Below are 13570 nucleotides of genomic sequence, written 5' to 3' on the forward strand. Positions count from 1 at the left end.
TCTACAGAATGTAATATTGATTAATTTGGTTTACACTTATAATTTCTTCTGAAGAAAGTTCTTTTAAGGCTTCAAGAACATACATTTCTTTAAAAGTGATGTTTTCTAATAATTCCTTAGAGCTAAGTGGCGCTTTTTTTAAGCATTTTAAAACTTCTTCTTTGGCAATAGATAAAACATCCGAAGAAATCTTACTTTTCTTTTGTAAACAAACCGAGCAAATACCACAGGATTCATTTACTTTTTCATCAAAGTAGGTAAGGAGTTGAATACTTTTACAAACTTTGTCGTTATTAACATACCTTAAAACCTGCGTAATTTGCTGGGTTTTAAGTTCGTTTTGTTGTGTTATAAGCTTGCTAATAACGTTTATTGTTTTGTCGTCTTCTCGCGGAACTAAAAATGTTATTGTGGCATCTGTGTCAGATCCTTCAAGCGTAATAATGTTATCTTTTTGTAATTGTGTAAGAACATCCAAGATTTTTTGCTCGAAGGTGCCAATTTTTTTTGCAATTGCAAGCGGATTAATATTGGTTGGTAAGTCAAAAATTCCACCGTAGGTTCTTAGTATATGTTGTACTATTTTTTCTACAGAAGGATTTTGGTCTAAATAATAGAATAATTGAGAATTGGTTACAATAAACTGTACAGTTGTCTTTTTTAAGTGGGTTTCTAATAATGAAATAACAGAATGCCTATCGAGCATTTTGAGTCCGTTATAGGCAATCCGTAAATTGAGTTTGTAGGTGTGGCAAAACAAATTAAAATTTAAAGGATACGTTTGATTTGAACCCTCTCCGTATGAAATTTGAAAATAATTGTTTAGCTTTTTGTACAGCAGTTTTATAAAATCAACACTAGGTAATGTTTTTATAAATTGATTTTTAAGACTTTCTTCATCGCTTTGATTTTTTATAATTACGGCAATGGCTTTTTCTCCATTTCTTCCCGCTCGTCCTGCTTCTTGATAATAACTTTCTAAAGAATCTGGAAAATCAAGATGCGCTACAACTCCAACATCTGCTTTGTCTATTCCCATTCCAAAAGCATTTGTGGCAACCATTACTCTAGTTTGGTTGTTTAGCCAAGCGTCGAGCTTTTTATTTTTTTCGGTATTAGAAATCCCTCCGTGGAAAAAAGTAGCGCTTATTCCTACTTTATTAAGTATTTCGCTTGTTTCTACGGTTGTTCTTCTTGTGCCTGCATAAACAATTGCTGCGCCAGTATTTTCCTTAAGGAGCTGTTCTAGTTTAGAAATTTTATCTTCAGAGTGGTATACACGATACGATATATTCTCTCTTTTAAATGATTTTTTTATGGTAATTGGATTCTTCAGATGAAGATTTTCAATAATGTCTTCAGCAACCATTTTTGTAGCCGAAGCAGTAAGTGCCATTACTGGAGTTTCTGGTAAAAGCTCTTTTAAAACTGCCGTATTTCTATAGGCAGGTCTAAAATCGTTTCCCCATTGAGAAATACAATGCGCTTCATCTATAGCAATTAAATTAACATTCATTGCTTTAATACGTTCTTGAACCAAATCTTGTTGAAGGCGTTCTGGAGAGAGGTATAAAAATTTATAATTTCCGTAGATACAATTATCAAGAAGCGAATCTACTTCTGTATATTTTAATCCGCTGGTTAGAGCAATAGCTTTAATTCCTTTGTCTTTTAAAGCATTTACTTGGTCTTTTATTAGGGCTATTAAAGGAGAAACTACAATACAAATCCCGTCATTAATAAGCGCTGGAACTTGAAAACAAACCGATTTTCCGCCTCCTGTAGGTAATAAAACTAAAGAATCTTTTTTGTCTAAAGCTTGCTGAATAATTTGTTCTTGTGGTTCTCTAAATGAAGAAAAACCCCAATATTTTTTTAAAACCTCATGAGGACTTTTTCTCGACTCCATTTATAAGCTATTTTACCGAAGATTATTTAATACAAAGTTAGCTCTTTCCGAAATACTTCCTTGAGGAACTTCTAAAAGCTCGTATCCGCTATCTAAATATGTCTTTTTTAGATGATGATAGATCTCGGTTGCTTGCTCAAAATTTTCATACCGCTCGTTATCAGAAGTATAAATTGCTTCCCAAGGAGGGAGTAAAAATATTTGATGATACCGGTAATTCAAGCAAGCTTCCTTAAAATAAGAAGGATAATTGTCTCCTGCATAATCCATATAGGCAACAACATCTGGAATTCCACGGTCAAAAAAAATAGTTCCAGAAAGGATTTCAGATTCTTTATGCTGATTTATACGTCCTTCTAGTAATTTATTACTGAACAATAGTGGGTCGGTAAGAAAAAGCTGTTCAATGCCTTGAGCTTGCGCTTCTAAGGTAACTTGTCTAGAAATTTCTAATAAACACTGATGTCCATTTTCTTTTAAAAAATCAATTATAGATGTTTTTCCAGTTCCTGGACCTCCAGTAATAACTATTTTTTTGTTTGTACTCATAATTAAATCCCTCATAGAGGTATATTTTTTCAAAGCTTTCCTGAGTTTATGGAAGGGCTTTTAAGTCGAAATAAGTTAAATTTTCTTTGTTTAACTACCTCTAGGCTTGCCCTAAGGGAGTTGATTTCTAAAGAGCAAAATAACTAAATGATATCGGAATTAAAAAATTGATTCGTAAATCCTATCTTTGCAGAAAAGAGATAGAAAATGCAAGAGAAAGATAAAAAAGAAGTAGAAGAATTTTATGAGAGACTAAAAGTGGAGTTGGATAGAACAACCACTTGGCCAGCGTTATATCTTTATAAATTTATTGTGCCAACTAGTGATGAGAAAATCAAGCAAATAGAAACTATTTTTGACAATACTGGGGCGGTTATAAAAACAAAAACTTCATCAAACGGAAAATATACAAGCTTATCTATTGAAGTGAATTTAGATAGTTCTGATGCCGTAATACACAAATACAAAGAAGTTAGTGCAGTAGAAGGAGTTATTTCTTTATAAATTTCTTTAATACACCATAAAATTTGTTATTTTGCATAACAATAAAGATGTATTGAAGCATCTTTATACTTCATTTTAAATAATATCATTTTAATTTTGGTTGAAAATATAGAATACAACAGCGAACGTCCTAAACTAATTATTCCTGAATATGGACGTCATATACAGAAAATGGTAGATTATGCCGTTTCAATTGAAGATAGAGAAGAACGAAACAAAGTAGCGCAAGCTATTATTGGAGTGATGGGGAATTTGAATCCGCATCTTAGAGACGTTTCAGATTTTCAGCATAAACTATGGGATCAGTTATTTATAATTTCTGATTTTAAATTGGATGCAGATTCACCATACCCAAAACCAACACGAGAATTGTTGGAAGAGCGACCACAGCCTTTAGAATATCCACAAAATCATCCTAAATATCGTTTCTATGGAAATAATATTAAGCGGATGATAGATGTTTGTATAAGCTGGGAAGAGGGAGAGTTGAAAGATGCACTAAAGTTTACCATAGCAAACCACATGAAAAAAAGTTACCTTAATTGGAACAAAGATACGGTGGAAGATAAAGCTATTTTTAATCATTTATATGAATTGAGTGATGGTAAAATTAACTTAGCAAGGTTTGATGAAGATCTTACAGAAAGTAAAAATTTAGTACGTAGTAGGCCTACAAATAGTAAGTCTAGAACTACAAATACTAGAAAACACCATAACAATAACAATAAAGGAAGAAGTAAAAAACGATACTAAAAGCATACTAAATTTTACATGGGAACATTTAAAATAGAAGGTGGAGCTCAATTAAAAGGAGAGATCACTCCACAAGGTGCAAAAAATGAAGCATTGCAAATACTTTGTGCTGTTTTACTTACCGACGAGAAAGTTACCATACACAATATTCCAAATATAATAGATGTCAATAAACTTATTGAGCTTCTAGAAAACTTAGGTGTTAAGATTCAAAAAATAGGAGTTTCTTCTTATACTTTTGTTTCAGATGATCTTCATTTAGAATATTTACAATCGGAACAATTTAAAAAAGATGGTCGCGGCTTACGTGGTTCCATTATGATTGTTGGGCCATTATTAGCACGTTTTGGTAAAGGATACATTCCAAAACCAGGAGGAGATAAAATTGGACGAAGAAGACTAGATACACATTTTGAAGGTTTTATAAAGTTAGGCGCAAAATTTAGATACAATCGAGAGGAGTATTTCTATGGAGTAGAAGCCAAAAAACTAAAAGGGGCATATATGCTTTTAGATGAAGCTTCTGTAACCGGTACTGCAAATATAGTAATGGCAGCGGTACTTGCAGAAGGTACAACTACCATTTACAATGCTGCTTGTGAGCCTTATTTACAGCAGCTGTGTAACATGCTAAATAGAATGGGCGCTAAAATAACAGGTGTTGGTTCTAACTTACTTACTATTGAAGGAGTTAAGAAACTTGGAGGTACCGAGCATACTATTTTGCCAGATATGATTGAAATTGGTAGCTGGATTGGAATGGCTGCTATGACTAAAAGTGAACTTACAATAAAAAATGTAAGGTGGGATTACCTTGGGCAAATCCCAACCGTATTTAGAAAATTAGGAATTACACTTGAGCAAAAAGGAGACGATATTTATATACCAGAACATAAAAATGGCTATGAGGTGCAAAACTTTATAGATGGTTCTATTCTAACTATTTCTGATGCTCCGTGGCCAGGTTTTACTCCAGATTTATTGAGTATTATTTTAACGGTAGCAACACAAGCTAGAGGAAGCGTTTTGATCCATCAAAAAATGTTTGAAAGTCGACTTTTCTTTGTGGATAAATTAATAGATATGGGCGCAAAAATTATTCTTTGTGATCCACATAGAGCCACCGTAATTGGACACGATTTTAAATCTACTTTAAAAGCCACTACCATGACTTCCCCAGATATTAGAGCTGGTATTTCCTTATTAATTGCAGCACTTTCTGCAAAAGGAACATCTACCATTCATAATATTGAGCAAATAGATAGAGGATATCAAGATATAGATGAAAGATTAAAAGCTATTGGCGCCAAAATTGTGCGTTTAGATTAAGCTTTCATTAAAAGTAATATTATACAAAAAGTTCCTCCTCGAGGGACTTTTTGCTTTTATAAAGGTCAAACAAAAAGGGAGTAGCCTCAATTGGAGAATAGAAAAATTGAGCTTCAGTAATTTTTCCATTTTCTATTTTGTAAAGACATAATTCCTCCATTTCGCGTCGACCGATATCTGCAAAAGTAATATCGCTTGTCATTTTGAGAACAAAATAATTGTCGGCTATCAAAGGCTCTGAAACAGAATTATGATGTATTTCAACAATGTTTTCTTGATTTTCAAGAAATTCATTAATGATAATATGTTTACCTTCAGTAATAGCAGCAACAGGATTTTCTATTTCTTTGCTAATAGCATGCATATCATATAACTCATGGTAAATTTCTATGTGACGCCCTTGTCGAAAAAGCGAAACAAACCGTTTGGCTATTTGTTTTGTGTTCATAGTTTTAATTTTTAGCTAAGATATAAAGTGTTTTAAATTAAAAAGTTACCTTTGAGTTAACCCTAAATTATATGATTGAAAAGAAGAAAAATTCGACTAAAATCTGTCAAGGCGCAATTTTCTCCTTAAAAATATGTAATTTTACAAACCATATATTTCCATTATAAATATGAGTCAAAAAGTCTTGCTTTCCGCGAAAGAAATCAACATCATACTTCATCGATTGGCTTGTCAACTCATTGAAAATCATATAGATTTTAAGAATACAGTGCTAATTGGGATTCAGCCTAGAGGTGTTTTTTTAGCCGAACGTTTAAAAACACTCCTAGAAGAAGAATACAAAATTGCCGATATTAAATTGGGGTATCTAGACATAACATTCTATCGAGACGATTTTAGAAGAGGCGACAAACCTTTGGAAGCTAATAAAACAAAAATCGATTTTTTAGTTGAAGATAAAAATGTGGTTTTTGTAGATGATGTTTTATATACAGGAAGAAGTATTAGAGCAGCATTAACTGCGATACAATCTTTTGGGCGTCCAAATGAAATAGAACTTCTAACCTTAATAGATAGACGTTTTAGTAGGCACTTGCCAATTCAGCCAGATTATAGAGGAAGACAAGTAGATGCTATTAATCAGGAAAAAGTGAAGGTGATGTGGAAGGAGCAAGAAGGAGAAGATAAAGTATACATGATAAATAAATAGCTGCAAGATGAGCGAATTAAGTGTAAACCACTTACTGGGAATTAAATATCTAAATGAAGCAGATATTCAATTGATTTTTGAAACTGCAGATCATTTTAAAGAAGTTATTAATAGACCAATTAAAAAGGTACCTTCTCTTCGAGATATTACCATTGCTAATTTATTTTTTGAAAATAGTACGCGTACAAAGCTTTCTTTTGAGTTAGCAGAAAAAAGACTTTCTGCGGATGTTATCAATTTTTCTGCGGCACAATCTTCAGTAAAAAAAGGAGAAACGCTTATTGATACCGTAAACAATATCCTTTCCATGAAAGTGGATATGGTTGTAATGAGACATCCAAATCCAGGCGCTGGGGTATTTCTTTCTAAAAATGTAAAGGCAAGTATTATAAATGCAGGAGATGGAGCTCATGAGCATCCAACGCAAGCACTTTTAGATTCCTATTCAATAAGAGAAAAACTAGGCGATGTTGCTGGAAAAAATGTAGTTATTGTTGGAGATATTTTACATTCTAGAGTAGCATTGTCAAACATTTTTGCTCTAAAATTGCAAGGGGCAAATGTAAAAGTTTGCGGCCCCAAAACATTGATTCCAAAATATATTACTTCCTTAGGCGTAGCAGTAGAAACCGATCTACGAAAGGCCTTAGCATGGTGTGATGTTGCTAATATGCTTCGAGTGCAAAATGAGCGTATGGATATTAGTTATTTCCCGTCAACTAGAGAATACACGCAGCAATTTGGAGTTAATAAAGCGTTGTTAGATTCTTTAGATAAAGAAATTATAATAATGCATCCAGGACCTATTAATCGCGGTGTAGAAATTACCAGCGATGTGGCAGATTCTAAACAGGCTATTATCCTTAATCAAGTGGAAAATGGAGTGGCAGTTAGAATGGCAGCAATTTATTTATTGGCTTCTAAAATAAAACAGTAGGATTATGATAATTGATAGACAAGAGAATATTACCGTAATAACTCAAGAGAGTGTTTCTCTTGGAAAGTTTATAGAACGCTTTAAAGAGTCGTATTCAAAATATAAAAAAGACCATTTAATACTAAATTTACTTTCATTAAGTAATCTTTCAGCTAGTGATTTAATGGAGTTTCTAGAATTGTCTCGAGATCATCGTTCTGCAAAAAAATCCTTTGTTATAGTAACCAATACTGTAAGTTTTAATGATGTAAATGAAGAGCTTGTGGTTACACCAACAATAGAGGAAGCATACGATGTAATAGAAATGGAAGATATTGAACGTGATCTTGATTTTTAAGATAACAGTTGTAAATCTTCTATAAATAGTATGAACAATCTTAAACTCCACATATTAGGGTGTTACAGCGCAACACCAAGGGCTTTTACAAATCCTACAGCGCAGGCACTAGAAATAAAAAACCATATTTTTCTGATAGATTGTGGAGAAGGTACCCAAGTGCAATTAAGGAGGCAGAAGATTAAATTTGCCCGCATCAAGCATATTTTTATTTCTCATTTACATGGAGATCATTTTTTCGGACTTCCGGGTTTATTGTCTACTTTTAGATTGCTTGGGAGGGATACACCGCTCCATGTTTATGGACCAAAAGGGATAAAGGAAGCGGTAACTTTAATGCTGAAAGTAGGGAGTGCTTGGACTAATTATCCATTGATTTTTCATGAACTAGAGACTAATACTTCTGAGTTAATTTTTGAAGATGATAAAGTTGAGGTATTCACAATTCCTTTAAAACATCGTGTGTATACTAATGGCTTTTTGTTTAAAGAAAAATTAGGAGATAGAAAGCTAGATATCAATGCTGTATTAAATTATAATATTGATAAATGTTTTTATCAGAACATAAAAAAAGGAAAAGATGTTACCTTAGATGATGGGTCTGTAGTAGCTAATGATAAACTTACCTTAGACCCTCAGAAGCCAAAGAGCTATGCCTTTTGTAGTGATACTTCTTACAAGGAAGATATTGTCCCGATAATTAAAGAAGTAACCATGTTATACCATGAGTCTACTTTTTTGGAGCAACATGAAAAATTAGCCCTTGAAACAGGTCATTCTACCGCAAAACAAGCAGGAATTATTGCAAAAAAAGCAGCTGTAGGGGGATTGATTTTGGGGCATTACTCAACAAGGTATAACGATTTAAATGAATTTAAAGAAGAAGCAAAACAGGTTTTTGATAAAGTAGCTCTTGCAGAAGATGGTAAAGAGTTTTTATTCTAAAAAAACTGAAAGCAGCTATCTTTTAAGTAATGAAAAATGTAGTGCAATGAAAAGTGAAAAGGATCTTAGCGATTATAGAAAAGTATATCAAAAAAGCGAATTATTAGAGACTAATATTCCCGATAACCCTATTCAATTATTCCAAACTTGGTTTTACGAAGTTGAGAAAAGCGGTGGAGTGGATGAGGCAAATGCAATGACAATTTCTACAATTGGTTTGGATGGTTTTCCTAAAAATAGAGTGGTTCTTTTAAAAAAATATACAGAGGAAGGATTTATATTTTACACTAATTACAATAGTGAAAAGGGAAAAGCTATTGCTGCAAACCCCAATTTATGTGCTTCTTTTTTTTGGCCCAATATTGAAAGACAAGTCATTATTAAAGGAAAAGCAGAGAAAATAGCTCCTAATCTTTCTGACGGTTATTTTGAATCGCGTCCTAGAGGAAGTCAGCTAGGAGCAATAGTTTCAAGTCAAAGTGAAGTTTTAAGTTCTCGTGAAGAACTAGAATTAAAACTTAAAGATTTAGAAGAATATTATGAAAACAAAGAAATACAGCGACCAGATTATTGGGGTGGGTATATTATTAAACCAGTATCTATAGAATTCTGGCAAGGAAGACCGAATAGACTTCATGATAGAATCAGATTTATCTTACAAAATGAGTATGATTGGAAAATTGAAAGATTGAATCCTTAATAAAAAGTGCATTTCATCGATTATTTGTGCATTTCATAGATGATATGGTTTTGTTTCTATAAATTTGTATTATAGAAACCACATATACACACTATTATGGATGCTTTAGTAAGAATATTCGTTACTGCTCTGCTAGTTTGTTGTTTCTCATCTTTCTACTCTTGTAGTTCAGAAGATGTTTCAACAATTGAAGAACTTAACACTGAAAACTCAGTTTTCTATGTTAAAATTGAAGATGACGTTATCCATCTAATAAATGAATATCGAATGAGCAAGAATCTATCTCCTTTAGAGAAGCTTAATTTAATATCAATGGAAGCAAAGGAGCATACAGAGTATATGATTTCTGAAAATGAAGTTAACCATGATTATTTTGCTGATAGGGAATATAATTTACGAAAAAGTGTTAATGCTGTTATGGTAGGAGAAAACGTTGGCTATGGTTACCATACTGCCAAAGGAGTGGTAGATGCTTGGATAAAGAGTGATTCTCACCGGGAAAATATTGAAGGAGACTATACCACAACTGGGATTTCTGCTATGCAGAATAAAAAAGGAGACTATTTTTATACTCATATCTTCGTTAAAAGATAATAGAATTACACACTATTATTTCGTGTAAATAAATCAAATCTATTTTTCTACTTGTAATTATTTTTATGTTCAGTTGCTTCAAATTAAATACAATTTGTAAGTATTAGTAAGTCTTCACTTACCTTTATTTTAGTAAATTCTGAAGTGTTTTTTTAATCATTTATTAGGAAAGAAAGCGCTCGCAATGCACTAAAATGATAAAAAGATTTATTATTTTCATTTCATAGTAAACTGCGTTTGTTTTGGCTACTAATAAACAGCCTTAATAGTAAGTTTAAATTTTAAAATAATGAAGCAACTTTATATTGTTAGGCACGGAAAATCTTCTTGGGATTATGGTGTTGATGATAAAGACCGCCCGTTGATGGAACGAGGGATTAATGACGCCATTTTGGTCTCTAATCATCTTAAAAAAAAGGTTAAAGCTATTGATGCTGTATTCTCAAGTCCTGCAAATAGAGCTTTACATACCTGTTTAATTTTTATGAGAAAATTAGAGTTGGATGTATCTAAAGTTATAATTACAGAGCAACTTTATGATTTTGGAGGTACTTCCGTGAGTAATTTTATAAAACAATTAGATAATAGCTATAAAAATGTTATGATTTTTGGACATAATCATGCATTCACCTCAATTTCTAATATCTTTGGAAATAAATCCATAGATAATCTTCCAACATCTGGAGTGGTTAAATTAAATTTTGATATTGAAAGATGGCAAGATGTTGAGTATGGCACAACAGAATTAATTATTTTTCCAAAGCAACTTAAATAAATGAACGAAGTAAAAAATCAATATATAAATAGAGAAATTAGCTGGCTTCAATTTAATGCCAGAGTATTACAAGAAGCAGAAGACACAACAGTTCCACTTATCGAAAGGCTTCGTTTTCTGGGGATTTTTTCAAATAATTTGGATGAATTTTTCAAAGTGCGCTATGCTACTGTAAAACGGATTGCGCTTTCAGGAAAAACAGGAAAAAGTGTGCTAGGAGGTGCTAAAGCCAAAGATTTGATGGAAGATATTACCCAAATAGTAATTAATCATCAAACAGAAAGCCTTAGGATTTTAAGTGATATTGAAAAAGAATTAGAGTCTGAAAATATCTTTATGATAAAAGAAGACGAAGTAACTCCTGAGCAAAACGATTTTATAAAAAATTATTTTTATGAAAAAGTTAGTCCAGCTCTTGTAACAATTATGCTTAACGATTTGGATGAAATTCCAAATCTAAAAGATAGTGCTGGGTATTTAGCAGTTAAAATGTCCATGAAGACGGATCAGAAAGTGGAAGGTGTAAAAGGATTATTTAAGGCTAAACATCAAGATGTAAGATATGCTTTGGTAGAAATTCCAAGAACTATTGACCGGTTTGTGGTACTTCCTAGTAAGGGAGATAAGCAATTTATTATCATTTTAGATGATTTGATTCGCTATTGTATGGGAAGTATTTTTAACATCTTTAATTACGATTCTCTTTCGGCTCATATGATTAAAATTACTTTAGATGCGGAATTAGATATTGATAGCGACTTAAGTAAAAGTTTTATCGAAAAAATTTCTTCCAGCGTAAAAGGACGTAGATTGAGTGAACCTGTGCGCTTTGTTTATGATAAAAATATTGAAAAAGACACGCTAAAGTTCCTTAAAGATAAAATGGGAATAGACGATACCGATAGTGTTATTCCTGGGGGAAGATACCATAACAGACGGGATTATATGGGGTTTCCGAGTTTGGGAAGACCTGATTTAATGTATAAAAAGTTCCCGCCATTACCAGTAAAAGGATTAACTCACGATGGGAGTTTATTTGAAGCAATTGCTAAAAAAGATTATTTACAATACGCACCTTATCATACTTTTTCAAATGTGATTAAGTTTTTACGAGAGGCTGCAATCGATCCGAAAGTAAAAACTATTAAGATTACGGTATACCGTCTGGCTCGAAATTCTCAGGTAGCAAGTTCCTTAATTAATGCTGTAAAAAATGGGAAAGAAGTTACTGTACAAATAGAGTTGCAAGCGCGTTTTGATGAAGAAGCAAATATAGAATATGCAGAAATGCTTCAATCGGAAGGGGTAAAGCTTATTTTTGGAGTTCAAGGATTAAAAGTCCACAGTAAAATTTGTCTTATTGAGCGTTTAGAAGAAGAAAAAATGGTGCGATATGGTTTTGTAAGTACAGGAAATTTTAACGAGTCTACTGCAAAAATTTATACCGATTATACACTTTTTACTGCAGATCAAGGGGTTTTAAAGGAACTGGATAAGGTTTTTGATTTCTTTCAAACCAATTATAAAATCAATAAATACAAGCATTTAATAGTTTCTCCACATTACACTAAAAGAGCATTTTCTAAACTAATAGATAAAGAAATTGAAAATGCAAAAGCTGGAAAAGAAGCGTTTATTAAAATTAAAATGAACAGCTTTACAAGTTATAAAATGGTTGATAAACTATATGAGGCTAGTAGGAATGGGGTTAAAGTTCAATTAATTGTTAGAGGGACTTGTTGTTTAATTCCAGGGGTGCCAGGAATGAGTGAAAATATAGAAGCTATTAGTGTAGTGGATAGATTTTTAGAGCATCCTAGGTTGTTTATTTTTGGAAATGATGGCGATCCAAAGTTTTATATTTCCTCCGCCGATTGGATGACCCGAAATTTAGATTTTAGAGTAGAAGTTGGTTGTCCAATTTATGATGAAGATATCAAAAAAGAATTATTAGATACTTTTGAAATATGTTGGAAGGACAATGTAAAAGCAAGAGTTTTATCAGAAAGGCATGATAATGCCTATAGAAAGACTAAAGGAGCTAAATATAGATCGCAGTTTGAAACTTATGAATATTATTTAAGAAAGCAAATAGGTAAATAATAAAGAGTTTGTATGTTGAAAATAAGAAAGTTTGCCGCTATAGATATTGGATCGAATGCAATTAGATTATTAATAAATAACGTAATTGAGTATGATTTTAAAGATACTCAGTTTAAGAAAAGTTCTTTAGTGCGAGTGCCTGTAAGATTGGGACAGGACTCTTTTACAGTGGGAGAGATTTCAAAGCAAAACTGTGAAAGAATGATAGATGCTATGAAGTCCTTTAAATTACTAATGAAAGTTCATGGAGTAGAAAAATATATGGCTTGTGCTACATCGGCTATGAGAGAGGCTAACAATGGAAATGAGTTGGTAGAAACTATTAAGAAGAAGTCTGGCATTGAGATAGAAATTATAGATGGTAAAAAAGAGGCAGCTATTATTGCTTCTACAGATTTACATACTTTAATAGAAAAAGATAAGACGTATTTATATATTGATGTAGGAGGGGGGAGTACCGAGTTTACCATTTTTAGTGATAGTAAGATTGTAGCCTCAAAGTCATATAAAATAGGAACTGTACGCTTGCTTAACGAAATGATTTCTGCAGAAACTTGGAAGGATATTGAGAAATGGATAAAAAATCATTCCAAAAAGTACAAGAGCATAGAAATAATTGGTTCTGGCGGAAATATCAATAAACTCTTTAAAATGTCAGGTAGAAAGCCTGGAGAGCCGTTATCTTATATTTATTTAAATGCACAGTACCAATTTCTTCAAGAAATGAGTTATGAAGATAGGATTTCCGAATTAGGGCTAAATCCAGATCGTGCAGATGTAATTATTCCTGCATCCCGAATTTATTTAAATGCTTCAAAATGGAGCGGAGCTAAGAAAATTCATGTTCCTAAAATAGGCTTGTCTGATGGAATTATAAAACTGCTTTATAATACTGAAAAAGAAAAAAATATGCCTTTAATTCAGTAAAAAGTAAAAGATTATTTAAACTCTATTAGAGTCTGAATAAAGATGTAAGAC

15 protein-coding genes are annotated in these 13570 nt (G+C 32.3%); 12 read left to right on the forward strand and 3 right to left on the reverse strand.

Going from position 1 to position 13570, the window contains the following annotated elements; all coding sequences use genetic code 11:
* Position 1 precedes the first annotated feature (1 nt).
* Positions 2–1909, reverse strand: coding sequence for a RecQ family ATP-dependent DNA helicase (locus tag JOOMADRAFT_RS17655; protein ID WP_008615822.1), 1908 nt, complete (start codon positions 1907–1909; stop codon positions 2–4).
* Positions 1910–1921: 12 nt separating this feature from the next.
* On the reverse strand, positions 1922–2458 hold the full coding sequence (locus JOOMADRAFT_RS17660; protein WP_040880268.1) for an AAA family ATPase: 537 nt from the start codon (positions 2456–2458) through the stop codon (positions 1922–1924).
* A 207-nt stretch (positions 2459–2665) separates the two neighbouring features.
* On the opposite strand from JOOMADRAFT_RS17660, the gene JOOMADRAFT_RS17665 reads away from it, so the two are divergent.
* From JOOMADRAFT_RS17665 to murA, 3 genes are all read left to right on the forward strand, one after another.
* Complete coding sequence (locus tag JOOMADRAFT_RS17665) at positions 2666–2962, forward strand: DUF493 family protein (RefSeq protein WP_008615826.1); 297 nt, start codon at positions 2666–2668, stop codon at positions 2960–2962.
* 96 nt (positions 2963–3058) lie between these two features.
* A complete protein-coding gene (locus JOOMADRAFT_RS17670; protein ID WP_008615836.1) occupies positions 3059–3715 on the forward strand; it encodes a DUF4290 domain-containing protein in 657 nt (218 codons plus the stop codon).
* Positions 3716–3733: 18 nt separating this feature from the next.
* On the forward strand, positions 3734–5044 hold the full coding sequence (gene murA / locus JOOMADRAFT_RS17675) for a UDP-N-acetylglucosamine 1-carboxyvinyltransferase (protein WP_008615838.1): 1311 nt from the start codon (positions 3734–3736) through the stop codon (positions 5042–5044).
* Positions 5045–5063: 19 nt separating this feature from the next.
* Here the strand turns inward: murA and JOOMADRAFT_RS17680 are convergent, their stop codons facing one another.
* Positions 5064–5492: a SnoaL-like domain-containing protein gene (locus tag JOOMADRAFT_RS17680; protein WP_008615840.1), complete on the reverse strand. Its 429-nt coding sequence runs from the start codon at positions 5490–5492 to the stop codon at positions 5064–5066.
* Between the two features lie 169 nt (positions 5493–5661).
* On the opposite strand from JOOMADRAFT_RS17680, the gene pyrR reads away from it, so the two are divergent.
* The 9 genes from pyrR (at position 5662) to JOOMADRAFT_RS17725 (ending at position 13519) form a co-directional block, all read left to right on the forward strand.
* A complete protein-coding gene (gene pyrR, locus JOOMADRAFT_RS17685; protein ID WP_008615841.1) occupies positions 5662–6201 on the forward strand; it encodes a bifunctional pyr operon transcriptional regulator/uracil phosphoribosyltransferase PyrR in 540 nt (179 codons plus the stop codon).
* A gap of 7 nt (positions 6202–6208) precedes the next feature.
* Positions 6209–7138, forward strand: coding sequence for an aspartate carbamoyltransferase catalytic subunit (locus JOOMADRAFT_RS17690; protein ID WP_008615842.1), 930 nt, complete (start codon positions 6209–6211; stop codon positions 7136–7138).
* A gap of 4 nt (positions 7139–7142) precedes the next feature.
* On the forward strand, positions 7143–7475 hold the full coding sequence (locus tag JOOMADRAFT_RS17695) for a hypothetical protein (protein WP_008615843.1): 333 nt from the start codon (positions 7143–7145) through the stop codon (positions 7473–7475).
* 30 nt (positions 7476–7505) lie between these two features.
* Positions 7506–8420 (forward strand): ribonuclease Z, encoded by a 915-nt coding sequence (locus tag JOOMADRAFT_RS17700; RefSeq protein ID WP_008615844.1) that lies wholly within the window; start codon positions 7506–7508, stop codon positions 8418–8420.
* A gap of 46 nt (positions 8421–8466) precedes the next feature.
* Complete coding sequence (gene pdxH, locus JOOMADRAFT_RS17705; protein ID WP_008615845.1) at positions 8467–9120, forward strand: pyridoxamine 5'-phosphate oxidase; 654 nt, start codon at positions 8467–8469, stop codon at positions 9118–9120.
* Between the two features lie 96 nt (positions 9121–9216).
* On the forward strand, positions 9217–9714 hold the full coding sequence (locus tag JOOMADRAFT_RS17710; RefSeq protein WP_008615846.1) for a CAP domain-containing protein: 498 nt from the start codon (positions 9217–9219) through the stop codon (positions 9712–9714).
* A 289-nt stretch (positions 9715–10003) separates the two neighbouring features.
* Positions 10004–10489 (forward strand): SixA phosphatase family protein, encoded by a 486-nt coding sequence (locus JOOMADRAFT_RS17715; protein WP_008615847.1) that lies wholly within the window; start codon positions 10004–10006, stop codon positions 10487–10489.
* A complete protein-coding gene (gene ppk1 / locus JOOMADRAFT_RS17720) occupies positions 10490–12592 on the forward strand; it encodes a polyphosphate kinase 1 (RefSeq protein WP_008615848.1) in 2103 nt (700 codons plus the stop codon).
* A gap of 12 nt (positions 12593–12604) precedes the next feature.
* The gene (locus JOOMADRAFT_RS17725; protein ID WP_008615849.1) at positions 12605–13519 is read left to right on the forward strand and encodes a Ppx/GppA phosphatase family protein; all 915 of its coding nucleotides are present in this window, start codon (positions 12605–12607) and stop codon (positions 13517–13519) included.
* The last annotated feature ends 51 nt before the right edge of the window (positions 13520–13570 follow it).

It is taken from the genome of Galbibacter orientalis DSM 19592, from assembly GCF_000260115.1.
GTDB lineage: Bacteria > Bacteroidota > Bacteroidia > Flavobacteriales > Flavobacteriaceae > Galbibacter > Galbibacter orientalis.

Bases quoted from the DNA above. Each gene is read 5' to 3' on its own strand.
- JOOMADRAFT_RS17715 (WP_008615847.1), top strand. From the start codon at position 10,004: ATGAAGCAACTTTATATTGTTAGGCACGGAAAATCTTCTTGGGATTAT.
- ppk1 (WP_008615848.1), top strand. From the start codon at position 10,490: ATGAACGAAGTAAAAAATCAATATATAAATAGAGAAATTAGCTGGCTT.
- JOOMADRAFT_RS17725 (WP_008615849.1), top strand. From the start codon at position 12,605: ATGTTGAAAATAAGAAAGTTTGCCGCTATAGATATTGGATCGAATGCA.
- JOOMADRAFT_RS17660 (WP_040880268.1), bottom strand. From the start codon at position 2,458: ATGAGTACAAACAAAAAAATAGTTATTACTGGAGGTCCAGGAACTGGA.
- pyrR (WP_008615841.1), top strand. From the start codon at position 5,662: ATGAGTCAAAAAGTCTTGCTTTCCGCGAAAGAAATCAACATCATACTT.
- JOOMADRAFT_RS17690 (WP_008615842.1), top strand. From the start codon at position 6,209: ATGAGCGAATTAAGTGTAAACCACTTACTGGGAATTAAATATCTAAAT.
- JOOMADRAFT_RS17665 (WP_008615826.1), top strand. From the start codon at position 2,666: ATGCAAGAGAAAGATAAAAAAGAAGTAGAAGAATTTTATGAGAGACTA.
- JOOMADRAFT_RS17710 (WP_008615846.1), top strand. From the start codon at position 9,217: ATGGATGCTTTAGTAAGAATATTCGTTACTGCTCTGCTAGTTTGTTGT.
- JOOMADRAFT_RS17695 (WP_008615843.1), top strand. From the start codon at position 7,143: ATGATAATTGATAGACAAGAGAATATTACCGTAATAACTCAAGAGAGT.
- JOOMADRAFT_RS17655 (WP_008615822.1), bottom strand. From the start codon at position 1,909: ATGGAGTCGAGAAAAAGTCCTCATGAGGTTTTAAAAAAATATTGGGGT.
- pdxH (WP_008615845.1), top strand. From the start codon at position 8,467: ATGAAAAGTGAAAAGGATCTTAGCGATTATAGAAAAGTATATCAAAAA.
- murA (WP_008615838.1), top strand. From the start codon at position 3,734: ATGGGAACATTTAAAATAGAAGGTGGAGCTCAATTAAAAGGAGAGATC.
- JOOMADRAFT_RS17680 (WP_008615840.1), bottom strand. From the start codon at position 5,492: ATGAACACAAAACAAATAGCCAAACGGTTTGTTTCGCTTTTTCGACAA.
- JOOMADRAFT_RS17700 (WP_008615844.1), top strand. From the start codon at position 7,506: ATGAACAATCTTAAACTCCACATATTAGGGTGTTACAGCGCAACACCA.